The sequence below is a fragment of the Pseudomonas chlororaphis genome, assembly GCF_001921865.1.
Taxonomy (GTDB): Bacteria; Pseudomonadota; Gammaproteobacteria; order Pseudomonadales; family Pseudomonadaceae; genus Aquipseudomonas; species Aquipseudomonas chlororaphis_D.
This window is the reverse complement of record NZ_MSCT01000018.1, coordinates 267,730-290,039: the sequence shown is the minus strand read 5'-3', so window position 1 is coordinate 290,039 and position 22,310 is coordinate 267,730. Positions and strand designations below refer to the sequence as shown.

Here is a 22,310-nt window from a genome sequence, read left to right as displayed (position 1 = left end):
CCTATTCCACGAGAAGCTGTAGCAATGCCTGAACCGATACCGATCAAGGACCATGAGAAAGAAACGCGGCTGGTCAATAAAAGACTGTTGGCTTGTGCGCTGTTGGTGGTCGCTATTACCTGCACCCTGATCGGGCGCCTGTACTTCCTGCAAGTGGTCGAATTCGACTATCACTCCACCGTTTCCGAAAACAATCGGGTGCATGTGCTGCCCATCACCCCGACCCGCGGCCTGATCTACGACCGCAACGGCGTGCTGTTGGCCGACAACCGCCCAAGCTTCAACCTGACCATCACCCGTGAGCGCGCCACCGATCTGAAGGGCGAGCTGGACCAAGTGGTCAGCCTGCTGCATCTGCCCGCCGAAGCCCGAACCTTGTTCGACAAGGAATTGAAGCAGTCACGCCATCCTTTCGTGCCGGTCACCCTGTTCTATGAGTTGACTGAAGAGCAGATCGCCGTCTTGGCGGTCAACGAGTACCGCTTGCCGGGCCTGGAAGTCGAAGCGCAGTTCGTACGGGACTACCCGATGGGCGCTCACTTTGCCCACTCCATCGGTTATGTCGGGCGGATCAACGAGAAGGAAGCCAAGGTACTGGACTCGGTGGAATACCGTGGTACGCAGTCGATCGGCAAGACCGGGATCGAGAAGTTCTACGAGCCCGAGCTGCACGGCCACGTTGGCTATGAAGAGGTGGAGACCAACGCTCAGGGTCGGGTCATGCGAGTGCTCAAGCATACCGATCCCATTCCAGGTAAAAACATCGTGCTCAGCCTCGATGTGAAATTGCAGGAGGCAGCCGAACAGGCCCTGGGGGATCGCCGCGGTTCGGTGGTGGCCATCGACCCGGCCACCGGTGAAGTGCTGGCCATGGTCAGCAAGCCGAGCTTCGATCCGAACCTGTTTGTCACCGGCATCAGCTTCAAGGAATACGCAGCGCTGCGCGATTCCATCGACCGGCCATTGTTCAACCGCGTACTGCGCGGCCTCTACGCGCCGGGCTCGACCATCAAGCCGGAAGTGGCGATTGCCGGGCTGGATTCCGGGGTGGTCACGGCCGCGACCCGGGTCTTCGATCCGGGGTACTACCAACTGCCGGACTTCGACCACAAATACCGGAACTGGAACCACAGCGGCGACGGCTGGGTGGATCTGGACGCGGCGATCATGCGTTCCAACGACACCTATTTCTACGACCTGGCGCACAAGCTGGGCATCGACCGTTTGCACGACTACCTGGCGATGTTCGGCCTGGGGGAAAAAGTCTCGCTGGACATGGCCGAAGAGGCGCCCGGATTGATGCCCTCCCAGGCATGGAAGCGCGCGACCCGGCGTCAGCCATGGTTTCCTGGCGAGACGGTGATCCTCGGCATCGGCCAGGGCTATATGCAGGTCACGCCGTTGCAACTGGCCCAGGCCACTACGCTGATCGCCAACAAGGGCATCTGGAATCGTCCGCACCTGGCCAAGACCGTGGACGGCCAGCCGCCTGTGGATACCAACCCAATGCCGAATATCCAGCTCAAGTCTGCGGTCGACTGGGACCTGGTCAGCCACGGTATGCAAATGGTGATGCACGCGCCTCGCGGCACCGCGCGCGACGCCGCGGCCGGCGCGCAATACCGCATCGCCGGCAAGAGCGGCACCGCGCAGGTGGTGGCGATCAAGCAGGGCGAGCGTTATGACCGCCTCAAGACTCACGAGCGGCATCGCGACAACGCGTTGTTCGTCGGCTTCGCGCCGGCCGAACACCCGCGCATCGTGGTGGCGGTGATGATCGAAAACGGCGAGGCCGGCGGCCGGGTCGCCGGCCCCGTGGTCCGGCAGGTCATGGACGCCTGGTTATTGGACCAGGAAGGCCACCTGAAGCCGCAATACGCGAGCCCAGCGAAGACGCCGGACGTGCCTCACGCCTGAGTCACTTGAACATCAGGCTGCCCGGCACTTGCTCACGAATACTGAGCATGTGCTGGATGCTGTCCAGGAACAGGGTTTCGGCCTGGCTCATCTTCTGTTCCCGGTGCCACAGCAGCTGGATGTCGAAATCCACCACACCATCGTCCGGCGGCAAACGCCAGAGCAACCCTTGCTCGACATCCCGCCGCACCAGATGGATAGGTAGGCAGCCGATACCGAAACCGGCGCAGATCAGCCGGTAAATCTCTTCGAAACTGGTGGATGAGGCGACGATCTTGCCGGTAAAGCCCTGCTGGTCGCGAAACAGCGTCAGCGGCGACAGGTTGCCGCCCAACTGGTCGCTGGTGAAGCTGACGAAGTTCTCGTTGGCCAGTTGTTGCAGGCTCAGGTTCTGCTGGCCGAACAGCCGGTGCCGCTGGCCGCAGAAGTAGGCATAACGCTCGCGAAACAGCACCCGCTGTTCCAGCCGCGGTTGCGCCAGGCGGCACAGCCCGACTCCCAGGGTCGCGGTCTTTTGCAGCAGCGAGCTGATGATGTCCGAGCTGCCCATCACCTCGACTTCCAGCTCGATCTTCGGGTGGGCGGCATGGAAGTCGGCGAGGAACTCGTCGTAGTGCGGTGCCTGCACGCCGCTGACGGTGAGGATGCGGATCTTGCCCACCACGTCGTCGTTGCGGCTTTCCAACACGGTGCCCAGGCGCGAAATATCGCCGTAGATATCGCTGGCGATGCGCAGCACTTCCTCGCCGGTTTCCGTGAGCTCGAAGCGTCGCCCGCTGCGGGCGATCAGCACGCAGTCGAGCTGTTCCTCCAGGCGTTTCAAAGCCTGGCTGACCGCCGACTGGGTGATGTGCAGGCGCGCGGCGGCGCGGCTCATGCTGCCTTCCTGGCCGATCACCAGGTAGGTGCGCAGCAGGTTCCAGTCCAGGCGATCGTTGAGGAAGCGCCGGCCGACCCAGGGGTTGGAGGGGGAGAGCGGTGCGGGCATGGCAGTCTCATGCAGTAGCAGTGCTAATAGCAAAGATAAGGATTTGAAAATTGACTAATCCTGGCACGGCGGCGATAAAGCCCGCAAGCGCCAGAGAGCGCCACGTGAAGCCTTCAGCACCTGCCCAAAACTACAAATACACAGGGTCCTTGCATGCACACCACCCCTCAGCCGCGCAGAGCCGCGGCGGCGGCCTTTATCGGCACGACCATCGAGTTCTACGACTTCTACATCTACGCCACCGCGGCGGCCCTGGTGCTCGGGCAGGTGTTCTTTCCCAGCAGCGACCCGGTCATGAGTACCCTGGCGGCCTTTGGCAGTTTCGCCGTGGGGTTTATCGCCCGGCCCATGGCTGGCATGGTCTTCGGCCACCTGGGCGATCGTCTCGGGCGCAAGAAGATGTTGCTGGTGACCATGGCGCTGATGGGGCTGGCCACCACCGGCATCGGCCTGCTGCCCAGCTACGCCAGCGCCGGGATCTGGGCCCCCATCAGCCTGATCGTGCTGCGCATCATCCAGGGCATTTCCGTGGGTGGCGAGTGGGGTGGCGCGGTGCTGATGGCCAGCGAGCATGCCCCCGCCCGGCGCAAGACGTTCTACGCCTCCTTTGCCCAGCTCGGCAGCCCGGCCGGCCTGTTGCTGGCCTTGATCGCCTTTCGCCTGGTGACCAGCCTGGATCCGCAGGACTTCCTCGAATGGGGTTGGCGCCTGCCGTTTCTCGCCAGCGGCGTGCTGATGATGTTCGGCCTGATGATTCGCTCCGGGGTGCATGAGTCGCCAGAGTTCGCCAAGGCCCGGGACAACCACGAAACCGCCAAGTACCCGGTGATGGAAGTGCTGCGCAGTTGCTGGAGACAGATCCTGTTCGCCGCCGCCGCGGTGACTATCGGCTCGGCCGGTTTCTTCTTCACCAACACCTTCATGATCACCTACGTCACCCAGTACCAGGGGATTGCCCGGGCGACCATTCTCGATTGCCTGTTCCTGGTGACCATCATCCAGCTGCTCTCGCAGCCGGTGTCCGCCTTGCTCGCCGAGCGCGTCGGCGAAGGCCGTTTTCTCACCTGGGTGGCACTGCTGTGCATGCTCACGCCGTACCCGATGTTCTTGCTGGTCGGCACCCAGAACATCGTGCTGATGACCCTCGGCATCGCCCTGGCGGTGGTGATTCTCTCGGCGCTGTACGCGGTGATCGCCGGCTACATGACCCAGGCCTTCCCGGTGCACCTGCGCTATTCGGGGATCTCCATCGCCTATCAACTGGCCTGCGCGGTGGCCGGCGGCAGTACGCCGCTGATCGGCACCTTGCTGGCCAGCAAGTTTTCCGGCCAGTGGCTGCCGCTGGCGGTGTTCTTCACGCTGCTGTCGGCCCTGTCGCTGATCGGCGTATGCGGCCTGGCAAGGCTGCGCGCCCACCCGACTGTCCCTTCCACTGCCCAAGAGGTGTATCCGTGAGCAAACCCGAGTCCATGAACCCGATCGAATGGCAGGCCCGCTGCGAACTGGCGGCCCTGTACCGGCTGGTCGCGCACTTTCGCATGACCGACTTGATCGACACCCACATTACCCTGCGCATCCCGGGGCCGGAGCATCACTTCTTGATCAACCGCTACGGGGTGATCTTCGACCGCATGCGCGCCAGCGACCTGGTGCGCATCGACCAGCAAGGGCGCATCGTCGACGCGAACTACGCCGGGCACCGGGTCAATGCCGCCGGCTTCGTGATTCACTCGGCGATCCACATGGCGCGCCCGGACCTCAACTGCGTGATCCACACCCACACCGCCGCCGGCATTGCGGTGGCCGCGCAGAAGCAGGGCCTGCTGCCCATCAGCCAGCATGCGCTGAAGTTCTACGGCAAGCTGGCGTACCACACCTATGAAGGCATCGCCCTGTCGTTGGACGAGCGCGAGCGGCTGATCGCCGACCTCGGTCCGCACAAGGCGATGATCCTGCGCAACCACGGCCTGTTGGTGGGCGGCGCCAGCGTTGCCCATGCGTTCCAGGAGATCCACTTTCTCGAGCGCGCCTGCCAGGCCCAGGTCCAGGCGCTGGCTGGCGGCTGCGAGCTGAACTACCCCTCGCCAGAGGTGTGCGCCCACACCGCCGAGCAGTTCGAGCGCGACGATGCCGACAACATCATCGAGCTGGCCTGGGAAGCTGCGCTGACCCTGATCGAAGCCCAGCGCGAGTCCTATCTGTCATGAGCGTCGTGGTGCTGCTGTCCCGCGACAGCCTGCTGCTCAAGCAATTGCAGGTGGCCTTCGACCGTTGCGCGCCGCAGCTGGAAGCAGTGCTGGCCGACGACCCGCGTGCGGCCCGGGCGCAGGTCGCCGCCTGCTGGTTTCCGCCCGCCGGCAGCCTGGGGCGCTTGGCCAACCTGCAAGTGATTCACTCGGTGGCGGCGGGCATCGACCATCTGCAGCACGACCCGTCGTGCCCGGACCTGCCGGTGTGCCGGGTGGTGGACCCGGGGCATCGCCAGGGCATGACCGAGTACCTGCGCTGGGCGGCCATCCACTATCACCGCGGTTTCGACCAGGTGCTGGAGCAGCAGCGCGAACGGCGCTGGGAGCGGCCGCTGCAACGGCCGGCGCGGCAGTTCCGGGTCGGGGTCATGGGCCTGGGGTCGCTGGGCAGCGCCATTGCCCTCGACCTGGCCGCCGCCGGCTACGCGGTGCGCGGCTGGGCCCGCAGCGCCAAGGCGCTGGCGGGGGTGCAGACCTTCGTCGGGCCGCGGCAGTTGGAGCCCTTTCTCGACGACGTGGAATTGCTGATCAACCTGCTGCCGCTGACCGCCGAGACCCGCGGCATTCTCGGCCGCGATACCTTTGCCCGGCTGGCTCGCGGCGCGGCGCTGGTCAATGTCGGGCGCGGCGGCCACCTCGACCTCGACGACCTGCAACAGGCCCTGGCCAGCGGTCAGTTACGCGGGGCCTTGCTCGATGTGTTCGAGCAGGAGCCGCTGCCGACCGAGCACCCGCTGTGGACGACCCCCGGGGTCACCATCACTCCGCACATGGCGTCGGCGGCGTCCCACGACTGCATCGCCGAACAGGTGGCGGAAAACCTGCGGCGCCTACAACTGGGCGAGGTGCTGTTGAACGAAGTGGATCGGGCCCAGGGTTACTGAGCGCCCAGGCAGGCTTGCAAGGTGTCGATAAAGATCGTCTCGGCGCGGCTCATGCGCTGTTCGCGGTTCCACAGCAGATGAATGTCGACATCGGCGATGCCGGCGTCGGGTGGCAGGCGCCACAGCAGCCCGGCCTCGACGTCGGCCGCTACCACGTGTTCCGGCAGGCAGCCGATGCCGTAGCCGGCGATCACCAGGCGCCGCACTTCCTCCAGGCTCGGCGACGAGGCGACGATGCGCCCGCTGAAACCCTGCTGGTCGCGGAAGATGGTCAGCGGCGAGAGCATGCCGCCGATCTGGTCGCTGGTGAAACTGACGAAGTTCTCCCGTTGCAAATCCCCTTCGGCCACCTTCTGCTGGCCGAACAGGGCATGGTGCTTGCCGCAGAAAAACGCATAGCGCTGGCGCAGGAACAACCGCTGCTCCAGGCGCGGCTGCGACCGCCGATTGAGGCTCAGGCCCAGGGTCGCGGTTTTTTCCTGCAAGGCACTGACGATGTCCGAACTGCGCAGCACCTCGATCTCCAGGTCGACCCGTGGGTGCTGGCGGTGGAAGTCGGCGAGGAAGTCGTCGAAGCGCTCGGAAAAGATCCGGCTGATCATCAGCAGGCGCACCTTGCCGATCACCTCGTCGGCGGGTTGCTCCAGCATGCCGCCGACCTGGGACATCTGCCCATAGATCTCGCCGGCCAGGTGGAAGATCTGCTCGCCGGTTTCGGTCAGGGCGAAACGCGGCCCGCGCCGAGCGATCAACTGCCGCCCCAGCTGTTCTTCCAGGCGCTTGAGGGCCTGGCTCACCGCCGGCTGGGTCAGGTGCAGGCGAGCGGCCGCGCGGCTGATGCTCAGCTCCTGGCCAATCACCCGGAAGGTGCGCAGCAGGTTCCAGTCCAGGCGGTCGTTGAGCAGGCGGTCGGGCAGGCGGTTGGACATGGTGCGAGGCTCTGGGGCGAAGGAGGTGGTCAATAATAAGCTGAATTTATAATCAGAATAATAAATAGAAAATTGACTGATTATTGCCATGCAACGCTAAATCCCCACCAGACCGGCGCCGCTAGAGCGCCGCTGCCGATCCCGTTTTCTCCTGCCAGAAAAATAATCAAAGGAGCCCGACCCATGAAGCCTCAAGCTTCGCCTCAGCCGCGCCGTGCGGCGGCCGCCGCCTTTATCGGCACCATGATCGAGTGGTACGACTTCTACATCTACGCCACCGCCGCGGCGCTGGTGTTCGGCGCCTTGTTCTTTCCCTCCGACGACAAGCTGTTCAGCACCATGGCGGCCTTCGGCACCTTCGCCGTGGGCTTCTTCGCCCGGCCGCTGGGCGGCATTGTGTTCGGCCATATCGGCGATCGCATCGGGCGCAAGAAATCCCTGGTGATCACCCTGCTGATGATGGGCGTGGTCACGGTGTGCATCGGCCTGTTGCCGACGTATGCGCAGATCGGCGCGGCGGCGCCGGTGTTGCTGATCCTGCTGCGCATTGTCCAGGGTATCGCCGTCGGCGGCGAGTGGGGCGGGGCGGTGTTGATGGCCGGCGAACATGCGCCCAAGGGCCGGCGCAATTTCTTCGCCTCCTTCGCCCAGTTGGGCAGCCCGGCGGGGTTGATCCTGTCGTTGCTGGCCTTCAGCGCGGTCACCCGCCTGCCCGAAGACGACCTGATGAGTTGGGGCTGGCGCCTGCCGTTCCTCGCTAGCGCGCTGTTGCTGGTGGTGGGGCTGGCGATCCGCCTGGGGGTCAACGAGTCGCCGGAATTCCTCGCCAGCCGCGAACAGGCGCGTAAGGCCGCCCGCAAGGAACAGGCGCCGGTGATGGAAGTGCTGCGGACCGCCTGGCGGCCGTTGTTGCTGTGTATCGGCGCCAATACCCTGGGGATTGCCGGGGTGTATTTCACCAACACCTTCATGATCGCCTACAGCACTCAGCAACTGGGCTTGCCGCGGTCGCTGATCCTCGAATGCCTGTTCGTGGTGGCGATCATCCAGTTCTGCATCCAGCCGCTGGCCGCCTGGACCGCCGAGAGGCTCGGCGCCACGCGTTTCCTGTGCCTGGTGTCGCTCCTGGCCATGGCCTCGCCGTACCCGATGTTCGTGCTGGTGAGCAGCGGCCAGGCGCCGCTGATCATCCTCGGCATCGCCCTGGCGGTGGTGTGCATGGCGTCCTTCTACGCAGTGATCGCCGGTTACGTCAGCGGCATGTTCGAGACCCGCGTGCGCTACACCGCGATCTCCCTGGCCTATCAGGTCTGCGGCGCGTTGGCCGGGGGCCTGACGCCGCTGATCGGCACCTGGCTGGCCCACCAGTTCGCCGGCCAGTGGTGGCCGATGGCGCTGTTCTACAGCCTGATCGCCACGGTCTCGCTGGCCTGTGTGCTGGCCCTGGCGCGCCGGCATGCCGCCGCCCAGCGCTTGGAAATGGCTTGAATCTTTATCGAATCCTGGAGAACCCAAGCATGTTGAAGATCAACGGCGAACGCCTGTGGGCGAGCCTGATGGCCATGGCCGAAATCGGCGCGACGGCCCGCGGCGGCAGTTGCCGCCTGGCCCTGAGCGAAGAAGACAAGGCCGGGCGCGAACTCTTCGCCCATTGGTGTACCGAGGCCGGCCTGAGCCTGAGTGTGGATGCCATCGGCAACCTGTTCGCCCGCCGCCCGGGCAGCGACCCCGACGCTGCCCCGGTGCTGATGGGCAGCCACCTCGACACCCAGCCCGAAGGCGGGCGCTTCGATGGCGTGTACGGCGTGCTCGCCGGCCTTGAGGTGGTGCGCCGCCTCGACGACTTGGGTATCCGCACCCGCAAGCCGCTGGAGATTGCGGTGTGGACCAACGAGGAAGGCGCGCGCTTCACCCCGGCCATGTTCGGTTCGGCGGTGTTCACCGGGATCATGGACCTGGAGACGGCGCTGGCGGTGCGCGATGCCGACGGCATCAGCGTCGCCGAGGCGTTGCAGCGCACCGGTTACGCCGGCACGCGGCCGCTGGGCGGTGCGGTGGATGCCTATTTCGAGGCGCATATCGAACAGGGGCCGATCCTCGAAGACAACGCCAAGAGCATCGGCGTGGTCAGCGGCGGCCAGGCGATCCGCTGGCTCGACGTGCAGGTCGAGGGCATGGCAGCCCATGCCGGCACCACGCCCATGCCGCTGCGCAAGGACGCGCTCTATGGCGCCGCCGAGATGATCCTGGCGATCGAAAAGCTCGCCGCGGATTTCGCTCCCGAGGGCCTGACCACCGTCGGCGAACTGAGCATCGCCAAGTCCTCGCGCAACACCATTCCCGGTTTGCTGCAGTTCACCGTCGACCTGCGCCATCACCGCGACAGCGCCATCGCTGCGATGGAGCAGGAAGTGCGCGGGCGCCTCGCCGCTATCGCCGAACAACGCCAGCTGAATGTGACTGTCAGCCCGCACTGGATCAGCCCGGCCACGCCTTTCGACGCCGAGTGCGTGGCGGCGGTGCAGCAGGCGGTGGACGGCCTGGGCTACGCTCAGCAATCGATCGTCAGCGGCGCCGGCCACGACGCAATCCACCTGGCGCGGTTCTGCCCGACGGCCATGGTGTTTATCCCGTGCGTCGGCGGCCTGAGCCACAACGAAGCCGAAGACGTCCTGCCCGAGGACGTGCGCCAGGGCACCGACGTCTTGCTCAACGCCGTGTTGGCCCGCGCCGGCCAGGTCGAATAAGGAGAAGGTCATGCGCAGTTTTTTCCACCCCGAACAGCTGTTGCACCATCCGCGCAGCTACTACTCCCGCGGCCAGATGCGCACCCCGCAGGAGGTGCCCGAGCGCGCCCAGCGCTTGGTCCAGGCCGCGCATTCTTTGGGCTTCGAGGTACTGCAACCGACGGACGCCGGCTTGCAACCGCTGCTGGCGGTGCACGGCGCGGCGTACCTGGAATTCCTCGAGGAAGCCCATCAGCGCTGGAAGGAAATCCCCGAGGACTGGGGCGACGAAGTGATGTCGAACATCTTCGTCAAGGAGCCCAACGCCCTGCGCGGCATCCTCGCCCAGGCCGCGCGTTACCTGGCCGACGGCAGTTGCCCGGTGGGCGAGGCGACCTGGCGCTCGGCCTACTGGTCGGCGCAAAGCGCGATTGCCGGCGCCCGCGCCTTGCTCGACGGCGAACCGGCAGCCTACGCCCTGTGCCGCCCGCCCGGCCACCACGCCCGGGCCGAAGCGGCCGGCGGTTTTTGCTACCTGAACAACGCCGCGATCGCCGCCCAGGTCTTGCGCGAGCGCTTCGCGCGGGTCGCGGTGCTGGACACCGACATGCACCACGGCCAGGGCATCCAGGAAATCTTCTACGAACGCGACGACGTGCTCTACGTCTCGGTGCACGGCGACCCGACCAACTTCTACCCGGGCGTCGCCGGTTTCGCCGACGAGCGCGGCAGCGGCGCGGGGCAGGGCTACAACCTCAACCTGCCCATGGCCCACGGCGCCAGCGAAGCGGATTTCCTCGGCCAACTGGACATCGCCCTGGAAGCGGTGAGCGCCTTCGACGCCCAGGCGCTGGTGCTGTCCCTGGGCTTCGACATCTACGAGCTCGACCCGCAAAGCAAAGTCGCGGTCACCCGCGCCGGCTTCGCCCGCCTCGGCGAACGCATCCGCGGCCTCGGCCTGCCGTGCCTGATCGTACAGGAGGGCGGCTATCACCTGGAAAGCCTGGAAGACAATGCCCGCGCCTTCTTCGCCGAGGCCGGGGCCTGGAAACTCTGATTGCGGTGGCTGGGAGATGTTTCGCGAGCAAGCTCGCTCCTACAGGGAAAGCGCTGTTGCGGTCGCCGCCGTACTGTAGGAACGAGTTTGTTCGCGGTCTTGCCCATGGTGATGGTGGCGTCATCCGCCTACATATTCAGGCGCGGTCTGCCACGCAGCGTCGCCGAACTCAACGAACATCGGTTGCTGAACTTCGCCTCCGCCTACTTTTGCTGCGCATCCCTAGTTAATTCATTGTTCAGCCGTAAAATAATACGTTCGATAACACAGGCCGAAACGTTGTAAGACTCAACGCTCGGGTGTGAAGCGATCCATCCATTGTCTTTGAACTTATGCAGCAGATCATCCAGGCTCATTTTCTGCTCCTCGAACTCCACCCAGGTATTCTTCTCCGCTTCGAAGAGTGCCTTGAGGGTCTGGGTACGGCCTTCGTTCCAGTAGACATTCGGGGTGTCCGCTGGCCCCTTCAGCTCCTTCTTGATGATTCTTTCTTCTGGCAAAACCGTATTGCGCCCCTCTTTGCTCAGGCCTAGTTCCTTGCTCATCAACATGTCTTCGCCACCTGCAACCATATAAGGAGGGTAAATGCCATCCTCCCATTGCTTGCGAAACGGCGCCTTGATTGAAACAAACTGTTCCGCTGGCCCGTTCAGATCAGCTGGCGTGGGCGGGAGTGTTTCTCCGAAAGGTGCGGGAGGAGACTGTCGCGCCGGGTAACCAATACCATAGCCGACAATCGGCTGATGGCTTGTCTGGTGCAGACCTTCTACTGCCGTTCGCACCTTTGGGTTGGTGTGTCTGGTCTGTTCCGTCTTTACAACATCCTGATCGATCATCATGACTCTTTCAGGGCGATACGAAAGGGAATCGGCAAAGGCCAGGGCCGATGCTCGCGCAGCGCCAAACCCGGTCAACTTTCCGCCATCCCAACCCACCAGGTGCAGATTCGGGTACTGTTCAAGCAGCTCTTTCATCGTCGAGGCATAGGTCGGGTAATCGAGCCTGTGAACAAGAAGATAGACAGGCTCAGCATGCGTGCCATGCTCATTCGTCATGTTTTTCGGGTGCCATGCCAGGCTGTAGTCCTTACTGAGATCTGCACTCAGCTTGTTGGCACTTCCGCCACTGATGACCAGTGCCGGAACAGTGCCTTTGTTCAGGTGCGGCTCATGTAACTGCGGGCCCCTGATAAATGAAAACCAACTGCCAGCACTGGGTATTGCGCGTTCCATGGCAAGCTCCCTGCAGGTATCAATCCTCTTATCAAGAACTGCCTGCATACTTTTAATGGCGTCTTCCCGAGTACTTTTAATGGCGTCGTGATGCGACAGATCGCCTACTTTGACCGGGGAATATTTACAAGTCGGCCGGGTTTCGGGATTGATCCAGCGCTGATTGCGCTCCAGATTGACAGGCACGGAACTCACAAGGGGCGTGATGTTTTTTGCAGCAGTGGCAGCCCCCGTACCCTCCAGTTTCACAAGGTCCTGGAGCCCCTCTTGCCACAGCGCTCCCAGCACGGTGCGCTGTTCAAGGGCATCGCTAGCCAACTGCTTGCGAAACTCGGCGGCTTGTTTGTCACTGATCGCATCTACAGAGACATTCCCTCTGACGGCCAGCATCGTTTTAAAAAAAGCATCTTCGCCGGAGGCTGCCCAGACCTCTCCGGATTTGCTTGCCGAGTAGTTATCCTTGCCGTCATGGCATATTTCAATACTCTGTTTTTGTTGATCCACAGATAACATCCCGGCCTCCACCCAGCATTTGCCCTCCCCAGGGATAAATGCCGTATAGGGCCGGGTATCAGCATCATGTTTCCAGACCAGGGGTATATCGACGGGCCATTCCTTATTCTTGACCAGCGTCAAACTTAATAACTCCAACGTGCTGCCGTTCAGCGAACAAGGCGCGTCTTGTGCAAGTCGATGGGAGGCATCATCGACCTTGCACAGCATTGCCGCTGATGTGTTGTACGCAAAGATGCCGGAGCTGGCTGAGTTACTTTTTTTTCCAGAGGTATTTTCGTTCTCGGACAATTCATGGGGACGACTGGCGGCGTGCAGATTGGGTAGCGAATGACTCGGAGTCAGCATGGGGATTTCCTCTTATGTTAATGGTTACTTTTGACTGCTCGTAAAGGCTGGCCATTTCGTTTCACCGTGGCGCGAGGCGCTGCTTCCAACTCAATGCCAGCCATGTTGTTTGCTGCTTTTATCCATCCTTGTGTTCCGGCGAAGCTAACAGCAGCGAGCCCAGGGTGTGTAAGAACACCGCGGCACTGCGCAGGGCTGTCGATGGATTTTCCGTTGCGTGGACGCCGGGTTGGCGCGCCCGGTCAGGAGCAGAAAACCCCATGGGGTTTTCCCGGTAGCGGGCCATGACGCGAGTGACATAAGCCTGGGTTTCGGGGTAAGGCGGAATTTCCCGGCCGTACCTTTTTACCGCGCCTTCCCCTGCGTTGTAGGCGGCGATGGACAGCTCCAGGTTGTGATCGAAATGATCGAGCAGCCATCTCAGGTAGGCCGCGCCGGCGCGTAGGTTGTCGGGGGCGTTGCTCAAGTTGGTGTAGCCAAATCGCGCGCCTGTGAGGGGCATGACCTGCATCAGGCCGACCGCGCCTTTATTGGAAGCAGCGTCCTGTTGATATCGGGACTCCACGTGAATCATGGCGTGCAGCAAACGTGGGTCGAGGTGGTACTCCCTGGCCACGCTGTCAATCAGTGGACCATAAGGGACGATGAGCCGGGATGGCGCCACGCTGGTCGCAGAAGGAGGAGGCGAAGGGGGCGGCATGAGGGGGGCCGGCTCAGGAGAAATGTCGCTTTCAAGGTCGCCTCGGGTCCAGGTCAGGGGCGCGTCCAATCCGATGCCCTGGGCGCAGACCTGGGCACCGGGGCCACAGGCCAGGAGCAGCCCCATGCCGAGCATTAACCTTCGCCAGCGGATCATGGCGCTTGCTGCTCGTAGTCCAGCTGCATGGCGATTCGCAGAATATGCGCCACCGGTTCGAACAGCTCGGCGGGAATGTAGCGACCCACGTCGCACTGGGCCGCCAGGGCACGGGCGGTGGCGATGTTCTCGACCACCGGGATACCTGCCTTTTCGGCAAGGGCGACGATGTTCAATGCCACATGGTCGTGACCGATCTCGATCACCCGTGGCAAGGGGGTTTCACCGGGCTTGAAGTACAGGCAGACCGCAATGTGGGTAGGGTTGCGCACCACCGCTGTGGACTTGGCTACATTCGCCGCCAGGCTGCCGCTTTGCACTTCCCGGTGCGCTTCCTTGCGTTTTTGCTTCATGTGCGGATCGCCTTCGGCGTTCTTGTACTCCTGCTTGATGTCCTCCAGCGACATCATCAATTGCTGGTTGGTGTTGTAGCGTTGGAAAGCGAAATCGGCGATGCCGACCATCACGTAGAACCCGATCAGCACCGCCCACATCCAGTACAGCAACTGTGTGCTGACCTCCAGGCCACACGCCACGCTGCACAGGGGAAGGAACTGGATGGACGGTGCGTACTGTCGGATCAGGTAGAAAAATATCAGTGACAGGACCCCAACCTTGGCCATGGATTTGCTGAACTCGAACAGGCTGTGCATGGAAAACATCTGCTTGGCGTTGGCCAGCGGGTTGAGTTTCTCCAGGGAGGGTTTGAGCGCCTCGGGCGCGAGCAACGGTCCGGTCTGGGCAACGACGGCCACCAGGGTGGTAAGGATGAGCATGGCCGCGATGCCTCCCGCCACCCGCACAACGATCGCCGCGAACAGCTCGCCCAACTGTTTGAGCGCCGAGGCTAGGTCCAGGTTGATGGCGTTGATCGTGGTATCGAGCAGTGCCGTGAAGCTGTCGAGCAGGTAGCCGCCTTCGAACATGAAATAGCCGAGCATCACCGCCAGTTGCACGCCGCTGGTGACCTCCATGCTTTTGGCGACCTGGCCTTTGGCGCGAGCTTCGCGGATCTTTTTCGCCGTGGGTTGCTCGGTTTTTTCGCTCATCGCAGGTGATCCATCAAGGTGAATATGTGCTGCACCCATTGGTTGCTCTGTTCAAGGGGCGCCTTGAATGCGAAGCCCAGGCTCATGACCAGCATCAGTAGGGCGAAGGCGCTTTTGATCGGCATCGACAGAAAAAACACGTTCAGTTGCTGGGCCGAGCGGTTGATGAGGCCAAGGGCCATATCCACCAGAAGAATGGCAACAATCGCCGGCATCGAGAAACGCAGGCACAACTCATAGGCCAGTTGCCACTGCCGGGACAGGAACGCCAGAAAACCCGGCCCGAAATGAAACACTTCGCCAGGGGGCAAGACGCTGTAGGAGTGATAGATCCCCGCAATCAACTGGTTGAAACCGCCGGTCACCAGGAACAACACGCCAAATATCTGAGTAAACAGGATGCCGAACAGCGACGATTGCTGGCCCAACAGGGGGTTAAGCACGCTGGCCATGGAAGCACCCCGCAGGGTGTCGATCAGGAACCCGGCCATGTCCATGGCCCAGAACGGGATGGCCGCGCAAAAACCCATCATCAGGCCAATGCTCAACTCACCGCAGATCAGCATCAGATAGCGTCCGGCCGTGGCGTTCTGGCGGGCGCTTTCCAGGGTCGGCCAAGTGTCGTGAAGGGGAATCAGCGGCAGGGCAATCATCAGCACCAGGGCATTGCGCACCAGCGTGCCGCCGAGGGTGGCCTGGTTGAACAGCGGCACCATCAGCATCACCCCCAGGGGGCGCAGCATGCACAGGCCGATTACGGGTAGCCATTGAGCCAGGGCGTCCACGCTCAGGCCCTCATCTGGTTGATCAATTCGAACGACCGGTTGGCGTAGGCCAGCAGGATGTCGCCCATCCAGTTGAAGGTCATCGCCAGGGTAATGGCGACAGCCACCAGCTTGATCAGGAACTGAATGGTCTGGTCTTGCACCTGGGTCAGGGCCTGTACCAGACTGACCAGCACCCCGACCACGGAGGCGACGACCACCACCGGCAACGACAGCAGCAGGACCAACCACATCATCTGCATGGCCAGTTGAGTAATCAGCGCTTCACTCATCCGCCATTCCCTCAGTTGAACGACAGCATCAGTTGGCCCAGCAGCTTTTCCCAGCCATTCATCAAGACGAACACCAGCAGCTTGAGGGGCATCGAGATGGTCATCGGTGAGACCATCATCATGCCCATGGCGAGCAGGACGTTGGAGACGATCAGGTCGATCGCGATAAAAGGCAGGTACAGCAGCAGGCCGATCTTAAATGCTTCGATCAACTGGCTGACCGTGAAGGCGGGCATCAGCACCAGCAGGGAGCTGTCGGGGAGACGATCGTGGTACTTCTGCGGCCAGATATCGCGCCCGATACTTGAGAAGAAGTGCGCCTGGTCCGGCGCGGTATTGCGTTCAAGGAACACCCGATACGGCGCGAGTACTCCACTGTCGACCTGCCTGATGAAGTCGTCGGACTCGCTTTGAATGGGATTGGCCGCCAGGTTGTCCTGAATCTCCAGGCCGATGGGCGCCATGATGAACATCGTCAGGATCAATGCCAGGCCGTACAGGGCAATGTTCGGCGGAATCTGCTGGATGCCCAGGGCGTTGCGCAGGAGCGAGAACACCACCGCCAGTTTCAGGAAGGACGTTCCAAGGATCAGCAGCAACGGCAATATGGAGACAGCGGACAGAAGAACGATCAGGTGCAGCGGCTGGTCCAGCAGGTTCATCGATTCGCTCCGGGGGCTGTTTTTCCATTATTGGGCGAGGCCCGCACAGCGCCCATCCGGCGCATACCTGAGATTTTCCGTCGGGTCAGAAAAGTCGATCGATCCGCACAGCCAGCCTTCCATCGATCTCCAGCAGCAGGCCATGGGCAATGGTTTTGCCGGCGATCTTCAGGGTAACGAAGTCGTCGATACAGGCCGAACCTTGCAGTACCGCTCCCACCTGTAGATGGGCCAGTTGGTGCAGCGGTACTTCGAGCGAGCCGACTTGAACGACAACGGTCACCAGCAGGTCGCTGCCATGGAGGGAACCAGAGGCGCCGGGCCCCGGGGCGATGTCCATCCAGTCGTTGAAATCGTGCAAGACAGTCTCCAGGGCAAGGGTCGTGGCATCGTGAGCCGAGAGGGTGGCCAGTGGGCGAGACAGGAACAGCCCCAACTGGCCTTCGGTCGCCCGATAGGCGTGGTGTAGTAGCAAGCCGTCACCGGGTCGCAAGCGTTCAAGGGTATCTCGATCGATATGGCTCCAGCCGGCGATCAGGGCCGCGGGGAGCGTTCGATGGTCGCTGTCGTCCTGGGTGTCCATCGGCTGGAACAGTTCACTGAGGCTATCAAGCCACTGCACGGGGGCTTCCAGGACCAAGGCGGCCAGCGAACGGTCCTCATGCTCGAAGCGCAGGCACCAGGCGGGGGTTGTCTCGACCGTTGCCGCCTCCAGACGGCTGGCCGTGGGCCAGGCAACTGTGCTGTCCGCCAGCCCGGCTCCCGCCGAGGCGAGGGTCCAGCTCGCCAGGACCTCGTGCAGTTCAGTGGGGACTGCCGACCAGTCCGGTACATCGAGCAGCGGGCGGATCCAGCGGCACCAGTCAGGGGCGGCGACCCAGAGACGAACCGGTTGGTCCAATACCTGGGCGTGCACGATCAGTCCATTGCCCCCTGCCATGCCGTAGGTGAGGGTCATGCCCCTCTCGAGCAGTTCCAGCCGCCGTCCGCGACCGAGTTTGCGCAGCAACCGGCCCTCGACCTGACTCAGTTTCGGCAATTTCACCAGGGCTCTCCGTTCAGCTGTTGCAGCGTCAGGGCCACCGGACGATTGAAGATCGCCGCCAGTTGGTTTTCGAGTGGCCCGCGGGTGCCGACGATGCGTTCAAAGGTATCGCGGTCGGCGACCTTGATGTTCAGGCACAACAGGCTGGCCTGGGCGCTGGCCTGTATCTCCAGTCCCGCCAGCGGGCCGTTGGTCAGCCGCAGGTCGAGGGTACCGGGATGGCGTCGGCCCAGGCCGCGCAACTGGGCGATGTCGGGAGTGAAGGCTTGCGCCAGTACCGAGCGGGGGTGTCGTGGCCAGGCCGTCTCGGGGACCGGCGGCGTCGAAGGGGCGTTCCCTGGAGTCGCCGGGTTCAACAGTGCGTCGAATTCTCGTTGCTGTTCGTGGTCCGGGCGCGGGTCGCATGCAATGTGCGATGCGTCGCGCCTCGATGGGTTGGAGAGTGCTTTCAGGCAAGGCATGGGTCATTCCAGAAGCCAGTTCAGTTTTTCTTGTTCCACCATCAGCTTGCGCAGTTGTATCTGCCCCTGCGCCTGTTCACCGTGGATCCGCTGCTGCTCGGCGTGCAACGTTTCCAGCCGTTCGGTCATGGCATGGTCTTGCTGGTGGTATTGGGCGAGTTCGATCTTCAGGTCCCGCAGTGCCCGGTGATCGAGGACTTGTGAAACCTCGCAGCATTCGCGCCACTGGCGCCACAGTTGGCGACGCTGCTGCAGTAACCGGGCGATGCTGTCCTGCAGTTGGATTTCCTGTCGGGCCAGGGCGCTCAGCGCGGCACGCAGGCTTTGTTCGCGCCGCTGCTTGAGTGACAGCAGACGTCGCAGGGTCAGGCTGTCAGTGTCTGGCATAGGTGCTCGATGGTTTCCTGGAAGCTGTTCTTTTGCGTGGTGGATTGGCACAGCAAGCCCTGGATCGCCTCACGACGGGCGAGGGCCTCATCGGCTTCGCTGTCTTGGCCGGCCTGATATTCACCGACCCTGACGAGCAACTCGATGTCCTTGTAGGCTGCCATCAGGCGCCGCACTTTGCCGGCCATGCGCCGATGCTCGGGATCGACGATCTGGCTCATCACCCGGCTGATGCTGGCCCCGATATCGATGGCCGGATAATGGTTGGCTTCGGCGAGCTTGCGTGACAGCACGATATGGCCGTCGAGAATCGAGCGCACTTCATCGGCCACCGGCTCATTCATATTGTCGCCCTCGACCAGCACCGTGTAGATCCCCGTGATGCTGCCGATGGCGGCGGGGCCCGCGCGTTCGAGCAAGCGGGGCAGGCGGGCAAAGAAACTGGGTGGATAGCCGCCGGCACCGCACGGTTCTCCGGCGGCCAGGCCAATTTCCCGGGCGGCGCGGGCAAACCGGGTCAATGAGTCCATCATCAGCAGGGCATTCTTGCCCTGATCGCGAAAATACTCGGCAATGGTGGTCGCCGTGTAGGCGGCTTTCAGCCGTTCGAGCGCCGGGCGGTCGGAGGTCGCCACCACCACAATGGTGCGTTCGCGGGCGGCCGGGGACAACGCATGTTCAAGAAACTCACGAACTTCGCGTCCCCGTTCGCCAATCAGGGCAAGCACGATCACGTCCGCCAGGCTGCCATCGCACACCATCCCCAGCAGCGTGCTTTTACCGCCACCCGCCGCCGCAAAAATGCCGACCCGCTGGCCGACCCCGCAGGTCAGCAGCGCATCGATGGCACGCACGCCCAGCGGCAGGGGCGTGTCGATTATCGGGCGGGTGAGGGCTTCGGGGGCCTCGCGCTCGATGCCGCGCCACAGGCAATCGACCGGGGCATCGCTGCCGTCCAGCGGGCGCCCCAGGCCATCGACGACGCTGCCCAGCAGGAAGTCCCCCAGGGCGATTTCATGGGGTTTGCCCAGTGCGTGCACGTGGCTGCCGGTGGTCACGCCGAGGGGTTCACTGAAGGGCGACAACACCGCGTAATCACCCTCCACGGCGACGACCTCGGCCTCGATCGCGGACGGTTCCAGCCGACACCGTTCGCCGAGTCCGACGCCAGGCAGGGACGCCCGCAACAGGGTTGGACCGACCTCGGTGATTCGCCCGTTGAAGTGCTCGCCGACTTCGGCCGTCGTGGCTCCCGCCCGCTGGAAGCAGGGCCTTTGCTCGAGCAAGTCCCGCAGGGTGGAGAGTTGCGGTGCGCGCATATCAAGCCTGCTCGATCAGGTCGATGTTGCCGATGACACGCAACTCGACTTCATCACCCAGTTCCTGGAACGACAGGACGTGCAGGCCCGAGTATTCACGCTCGACAATCTTGCGCACAAACCGCCGGACATCGATGGCGGTGATCAGCACGGCGCGTCGTGGGTCGCCGTCGCCGTCGCCGACGCGCTCGCGGATGCCTTCGATAATGGCTTGGTTCTGGGAGGCTTCCAGCGTCGAGTAAGAGCCGGCCGCCGTCTGCCGGATCGATTCACGCACCAGCCCCTCGATGCCGTCGCCGATCATCCAGCCACTGATCCACGCCTGGTTGCCACGGTAGCGCGTGGCAATGTGGCGACGCAGGGCCACCCGCACGTATTCAGTGAGCATGATCGGGTCTTTTTCCCGCGGCGACCATTCTGTCAAGGCTTCGAGAATACTGCGCAGGTCGCGGATGGAAACGCCTTCGCTTACCAGGCGTTGCAATACATCGGCAATACGCCCGATGGGCATTTGCCGTTGCACTTCCTTGACCAGTTCGGCATGGCTGCTTTCCATGGAGTCCATGAGGAAACGGGTCTCCTGGACGCCGATGAAATCGGCGGCATAACGTTCCATGACCAGGGACAGGCAGTGCGTGATGCGGGCCTGATCCCGATGCAGCACCACGCCGAGGGCGGCCAGCGTCTCATGCTGCTCGGGCTCGAGCCATTGCAGGGTATGGCCGCCAAAGGGCAATTTGTCGTTGTACCGTGCTTGTGCCAACGGCATCGAGTGCGCATCGGCCAGCAGCAATCCCTCCGGCACCTTCAGGCTCAGGACGGGCTCCAGGTACAAAAGAATGCGCAAGGTTCCGGCTTCGAGCGAGGCATCGATCTGCTGGTGGATGTCGGGGAGCGGAATGCCCAGCTGTTCGAATTTCTTCTGCCGAAGCTGCTGGAAAGCCTCGTCGAGCCCTTTTGAACGACCGAGATCGCTGGCCATGAGCACCATCAGCGGAATCGCCCCCGGCGTCATCGTCGGCTGACTGTCGTTGCCGATCAAGCCTTGCGGCGCATCGGCCGAGGTGCCGTTCGAGGCAGCACGGGGTTGACGTTTCTTGATCCACCAGGCACCGCCGTAGACCGCTCCGGCCAGGCCGACAAAGTAGATGATCGGGAAACCAGGGATCAGGGCGAATACCAGTAACACCCCGGCGGCCAGACTCAGGGCCTGGGGTTGTCGGGTGATTTGCTCGCTCAGGTCGCTGGCCAGGTTCTTGCGCTGCTCCCCCGGGACGCGGGTCACGATAATGCCGGCGGTGATGGAGATCAGCAGCGCCGGAATCTGGCTGATCAGGCCATCGCCGATGGACAGGATGGCATAGGTGGACATGGCGGTACCCGCGCTCATGCCATGGATGAACACGCCGACCGCGGTGCCTCCGAGGATGTTGACCAGGATAATGATGATGCCCGCAATCGCGTCGCCCTTGACGAACTTCATCGCACCATCCATCGCGCCGTACAGCTGGCTTTCCTTCTGGACCAGGCCACGTTGGCGGCGGGCTTCATTGGCGTCGATGATCCCGGCGCGCATGTCTCCATCGATACTCATCTGCTTGCCTGGCATCGCATCGAGGGAAAAGCGCGCGCCCACTTCAGCGACCCGTTCGGAGCCTTTGGTGATCACGATGAACTGCACGATGGTGATGATCATGAACACAATCAGGCCGACACCGAGGTTGCCCCCGACGGCGAAGTTGCCAAAGGTGTAGACGATTTCACCGGCGTCCGCCTGCAGCAGAATCAAGCGGGTGGTGCTGATGGTCAGCGCCAGGCGAAACAGGGTGGTGATCAGCAAGACGGCCGGGAAGGTCGAGAACTCCAGCGGCTCGCGGATATACAGGGCCATCATCAACAGCACGATGGAAATCGTGAGGTTGATGGCAATCAGCAGGTCCACCAGTCCAGTGGGTAACGGAACGATCATCATGAACACCGCAAGCAGCAGAAGCACCGCCAGCACGATGTCCTGGCGGCCCGCGACCAGCGAAAGCCAATGACCGAGGCGGTTCATTGGCGATCCCCTGCGTGGCGTTCGAGCAGCCGCCGCATGCATTTCAGGCATTCGATCCATTGCGTGACGCTAGTACCGGGTACCAGTGCGCCACTGAGCATTTGCTGGTCGCCCACGACATAAGCGCGCAGCGCGACCCCCTGGGTGGATGCCGGGTGGCAGTGCCCTAGCAGGGCCTTGAGTGTGCTGAAACGCCGACAGGCTTCGACCTGGCGCGCCAGTGAAAGCAGCACCCGGCCCTGGGTGTATTCGATGTATAACCGAAAGGGCGGCAGGGAGAACTCCATCCGCGCCTCGACACGGCCAGGGCAAAGGTCCGACAAACGCAGGAACTCTTCAAGGCTGCGTTGCGTTTGTAGGTCCATCTGCATCCTTATTTTTTACACAATGGGCTACCTGGCGCTCCGGGCCCACGGCCTTATGGGGCGGGCCTGGGGTGGCTACGTCATCCGGCGGCAATGATCCCGAGTTGGCGGGGCTTCGAGCTATCGGGCCTTCACCTGATTTATCAAGTCTGTCTCGTGGCGTATCGTTTTGTGCGCTGTGCGCTGTGCGCTGTGCGTTGTGCAGCCTGT

21 protein-coding genes are annotated in these 22,310 nt (G+C 62.8%); 7 read left to right on the top strand and 14 right to left on the bottom strand.

Translation table 11 applies throughout. The annotated features are described in order from the left end of the window. Window positions 1-24 precede the first annotated feature (24 nt). On the top strand, window positions 25-1,917 hold the full coding sequence (mrdA, locus tag BTN82_RS20135) for a penicillin-binding protein 2 (protein WP_075120853.1): 1,893 nt from the start codon (window positions 25-27) through the stop codon (window positions 1,915-1,917). A gap of 1 nt (window position 1,918) precedes the next feature. Here mrdA and BTN82_RS20130 read toward each other — a convergent pair whose 3' ends face one another. After that, complete coding sequence (locus tag BTN82_RS20130) at window positions 1,919-2,905, bottom strand: LysR family transcriptional regulator (protein ID WP_075120852.1); 987 nt, start codon at window positions 2,903-2,905, stop codon at window positions 1,919-1,921. A gap of 153 nt (window positions 2,906-3,058) precedes the next feature. Here BTN82_RS20130 and BTN82_RS20125 point away from each other — a divergent pair, with 153 nt between their 5' ends. The 3 genes from BTN82_RS20125 to BTN82_RS20115 are packed head-to-tail and all read left to right on the top strand — an operon-like array spanning window position 3,059 to window position 6,038. Beyond that, window positions 3,059-4,360 (top strand): MFS transporter, encoded by a 1,302-nt coding sequence (locus BTN82_RS20125; RefSeq protein WP_075120851.1) that lies wholly within the window; start codon window positions 3,059-3,061, stop codon window positions 4,358-4,360. 14 nt (window positions 4,361-4,374) lie between these two features. Further along, window positions 4,375-5,112 (top strand): class II aldolase/adducin family protein, encoded by a 738-nt coding sequence (locus BTN82_RS20120; protein WP_410002834.1) that lies wholly within the window; start codon window positions 4,375-4,377, stop codon window positions 5,110-5,112. Next, window positions 5,109-6,038, top strand: a complete 930-nt coding sequence (locus tag BTN82_RS20115; RefSeq protein WP_075120849.1) for a 2-hydroxyacid dehydrogenase — start codon at window positions 5,109-5,111, stop codon at window positions 6,036-6,038. Before BTN82_RS20120 ends, BTN82_RS20115 begins: the two co-directional genes overlap by 4 nt. Here the strand turns inward: BTN82_RS20115 and BTN82_RS20110 are convergent. Then, window positions 6,032-6,967 carry a LysR family transcriptional regulator gene (locus BTN82_RS20110; protein ID WP_075120848.1) on the bottom strand — a complete coding sequence of 312 codons (936 nt, stop codon included), beginning with the start codon at window positions 6,965-6,967 and terminating at the stop codon, window positions 6,032-6,034. The genes BTN82_RS20115 and BTN82_RS20110 overlap by 7 nt on opposite strands. 183 nt (window positions 6,968-7,150) lie before the next feature. Here BTN82_RS20110 and BTN82_RS20105 point away from each other — a divergent pair, with 183 nt between their 5' ends. From BTN82_RS20105 to BTN82_RS20095, 3 genes are read left to right on the top strand one after another with little or no spacing between them, the layout of a single operon-like run. Further along, window positions 7,151-8,455 (top strand): MFS transporter, encoded by a 1,305-nt coding sequence (locus tag BTN82_RS20105; RefSeq protein WP_075120847.1) that lies wholly within the window; start codon window positions 7,151-7,153, stop codon window positions 8,453-8,455. 29 nt (window positions 8,456-8,484) lie between these two features. Next, the gene (locus BTN82_RS20100) at window positions 8,485-9,714 is read left to right on the top strand and encodes a Zn-dependent hydrolase (protein ID WP_075120846.1); all 1,230 of its coding nucleotides are present in this window, start codon (window positions 8,485-8,487) and stop codon (window positions 9,712-9,714) included. Window positions 9,715-9,724: 10 nt separating this feature from the next. Continuing rightward, the gene (locus BTN82_RS20095; protein WP_075120845.1) at window positions 9,725-10,750 is read left to right on the top strand and encodes a histone deacetylase family protein; all 1,026 of its coding nucleotides are present in this window, start codon (window positions 9,725-9,727) and stop codon (window positions 10,748-10,750) included. Window positions 10,751-10,953: 203 nt separating this feature from the next. Here the strand turns inward: BTN82_RS20095 and BTN82_RS20090 are convergent, their stop codons facing one another. From BTN82_RS20090 to BTN82_RS20035, 12 genes are all read right to left on the bottom strand, one after another. Continuing rightward, a complete protein-coding gene (locus BTN82_RS20090) occupies window positions 10,954-12,843 on the bottom strand; it encodes a hypothetical protein (protein ID WP_075120844.1) in 1,890 nt (629 codons plus the stop codon). Between the two features lie 118 nt (window positions 12,844-12,961). Continuing rightward, window positions 12,962-13,699 (bottom strand): lytic transglycosylase domain-containing protein, encoded by a 738-nt coding sequence (locus tag BTN82_RS20085; RefSeq protein ID WP_081375502.1) that lies wholly within the window; start codon window positions 13,697-13,699, stop codon window positions 12,962-12,964. Then, the gene (locus BTN82_RS20080; protein WP_075120842.1) at window positions 13,696-14,748 is read right to left on the bottom strand and encodes an EscU/YscU/HrcU family type III secretion system export apparatus switch protein; all 1,053 of its coding nucleotides are present in this window, start codon (window positions 14,746-14,748) and stop codon (window positions 13,696-13,698) included. Before BTN82_RS20080 ends, BTN82_RS20085 begins: the two co-directional genes overlap by 4 nt. After that, entirely contained in the window at window positions 14,745-15,533 is a 789-nt protein-coding gene (sctT, locus tag BTN82_RS20075) for a type III secretion system export apparatus subunit SctT (RefSeq protein WP_222610220.1), read from the bottom strand. The genes BTN82_RS20080 and sctT overlap by 4 nt, the downstream gene beginning before the upstream one ends. 2 nt (window positions 15,534-15,535) lie before the next feature. Then, a complete protein-coding gene (gene sctS, locus BTN82_RS20070; RefSeq protein WP_053280204.1) occupies window positions 15,536-15,805 on the bottom strand; it encodes a type III secretion system export apparatus subunit SctS in 270 nt (89 codons plus the stop codon). Between the two features lie 11 nt (window positions 15,806-15,816). After that, window positions 15,817-16,467 (bottom strand): type III secretion system export apparatus subunit SctR, encoded by a 651-nt coding sequence (gene sctR / locus BTN82_RS20065; RefSeq protein WP_075120841.1) that lies wholly within the window; start codon window positions 16,465-16,467, stop codon window positions 15,817-15,819. A gap of 85 nt (window positions 16,468-16,552) precedes the next feature. Then, entirely contained in the window at window positions 16,553-17,512 is a 960-nt protein-coding gene (gene sctQ, locus BTN82_RS20060; protein WP_075120840.1) for a type III secretion system cytoplasmic ring protein SctQ, read from the bottom strand. Next, on the bottom strand, window positions 17,509-17,973 hold the full coding sequence (locus BTN82_RS31180; RefSeq protein WP_148169598.1) for a hypothetical protein: 465 nt from the start codon (window positions 17,971-17,973) through the stop codon (window positions 17,509-17,511). Before BTN82_RS31180 ends, sctQ begins: the two co-directional genes overlap by 4 nt. A 3-nt stretch (window positions 17,974-17,976) precedes the next feature. Then, the gene (locus BTN82_RS31175; protein WP_075120871.1) at window positions 17,977-18,360 is read right to left on the bottom strand and encodes an exodeoxyribonuclease VII large subunit; all 384 of its coding nucleotides are present in this window, start codon (window positions 18,358-18,360) and stop codon (window positions 17,977-17,979) included. Then, window positions 18,339-19,679 carry an EscN/YscN/HrcN family type III secretion system ATPase gene (locus BTN82_RS20045; RefSeq protein WP_075120838.1) on the bottom strand — a complete coding sequence of 447 codons (1,341 nt, stop codon included), beginning with the start codon at window positions 19,677-19,679 and terminating at the stop codon, window positions 18,339-18,341. The genes BTN82_RS31175 and BTN82_RS20045 overlap by 22 nt, the downstream gene beginning before the upstream one ends. Window position 19,680: 1 nt before the next feature. Beyond that, entirely contained in the window at window positions 19,681-21,735 is a 2,055-nt protein-coding gene (locus BTN82_RS20040; protein ID WP_075120837.1) for an EscV/YscV/HrcV family type III secretion system export apparatus protein, read from the bottom strand. Further along, window positions 21,732-22,100 carry a type III secretion chaperone SycN gene (locus BTN82_RS20035; RefSeq protein WP_075120836.1) on the bottom strand — a complete coding sequence of 123 codons (369 nt, stop codon included), beginning with the start codon at window positions 22,098-22,100 and terminating at the stop codon, window positions 21,732-21,734. Before BTN82_RS20035 ends, BTN82_RS20040 begins: the two co-directional genes overlap by 4 nt. Between the last annotated feature and the right edge of the window lie 210 nt (window positions 22,101-22,310).

What these genes read in the sequence shown, in the direction of transcription:
- BTN82_RS20125 (WP_075120851.1), top strand. Translation starts at nt 3,059, where the DNA reads ATGCACACCACCCCTCAGCCGCGCAGAGCCGCGGCGGCGGCCTTTATC.
- BTN82_RS20115 (WP_075120849.1), top strand. Translation starts at nt 5,109, where the DNA reads ATGAGCGTCGTGGTGCTGCTGTCCCGCGACAGCCTGCTGCTCAAGCAA.
- BTN82_RS20035 (WP_075120836.1), bottom strand. Translation starts at nt 22,100, where the DNA reads ATGGACCTACAAACGCAACGCAGCCTTGAAGAGTTCCTGCGTTTGTCG.
- BTN82_RS20080 (WP_075120842.1), bottom strand. Translation starts at nt 14,748, where the DNA reads ATGAGCGAAAAAACCGAGCAACCCACGGCGAAAAAGATCCGCGAAGCT.
- BTN82_RS20120 (WP_410002834.1), top strand. Translation starts at nt 4,375, where the DNA reads ATGAACCCGATCGAATGGCAGGCCCGCTGCGAACTGGCGGCCCTGTAC.
- BTN82_RS20100 (WP_075120846.1), top strand. Translation starts at nt 8,485, where the DNA reads ATGTTGAAGATCAACGGCGAACGCCTGTGGGCGAGCCTGATGGCCATG.
- BTN82_RS31180 (WP_148169598.1), bottom strand. Translation starts at nt 17,973, where the DNA reads ATGCCTTGCCTGAAAGCACTCTCCAACCCATCGAGGCGCGACGCATCG.
- BTN82_RS20040 (WP_075120837.1), bottom strand. Translation starts at nt 21,735, where the DNA reads ATGAACCGCCTCGGTCATTGGCTTTCGCTGGTCGCGGGCCGCCAGGAC.
- BTN82_RS20110 (WP_075120848.1), bottom strand. Translation starts at nt 6,967, where the DNA reads ATGTCCAACCGCCTGCCCGACCGCCTGCTCAACGACCGCCTGGACTGG.
- mrdA (WP_075120853.1), top strand. Translation starts at nt 25, where the DNA reads ATGCCTGAACCGATACCGATCAAGGACCATGAGAAAGAAACGCGGCTG.
- BTN82_RS20105 (WP_075120847.1), top strand. Translation starts at nt 7,151, where the DNA reads ATGAAGCCTCAAGCTTCGCCTCAGCCGCGCCGTGCGGCGGCCGCCGCC.
- sctR (WP_075120841.1), bottom strand. Translation starts at nt 16,467, where the DNA reads ATGAACCTGCTGGACCAGCCGCTGCACCTGATCGTTCTTCTGTCCGCT.
- BTN82_RS31175 (WP_075120871.1), bottom strand. Translation starts at nt 18,360, where the DNA reads ATGCCAGACACTGACAGCCTGACCCTGCGACGTCTGCTGTCACTCAAG.
- BTN82_RS20085 (WP_081375502.1), bottom strand. Translation starts at nt 13,699, where the DNA reads ATGATCCGCTGGCGAAGGTTAATGCTCGGCATGGGGCTGCTCCTGGCC.
- BTN82_RS20130 (WP_075120852.1), bottom strand. Translation starts at nt 2,905, where the DNA reads ATGCCCGCACCGCTCTCCCCCTCCAACCCCTGGGTCGGCCGGCGCTTC.
- BTN82_RS20095 (WP_075120845.1), top strand. Translation starts at nt 9,725, where the DNA reads ATGCGCAGTTTTTTCCACCCCGAACAGCTGTTGCACCATCCGCGCAGC.
- sctS (WP_053280204.1), bottom strand. Translation starts at nt 15,805, where the DNA reads ATGAGTGAAGCGCTGATTACTCAACTGGCCATGCAGATGATGTGGTTG.
- BTN82_RS20045 (WP_075120838.1), bottom strand. Translation starts at nt 19,679, where the DNA reads ATGCGCGCACCGCAACTCTCCACCCTGCGGGACTTGCTCGAGCAAAGG.
- BTN82_RS20090 (WP_075120844.1), bottom strand. Translation starts at nt 12,843, where the DNA reads ATGCTGACTCCGAGTCATTCGCTACCCAATCTGCACGCCGCCAGTCGT.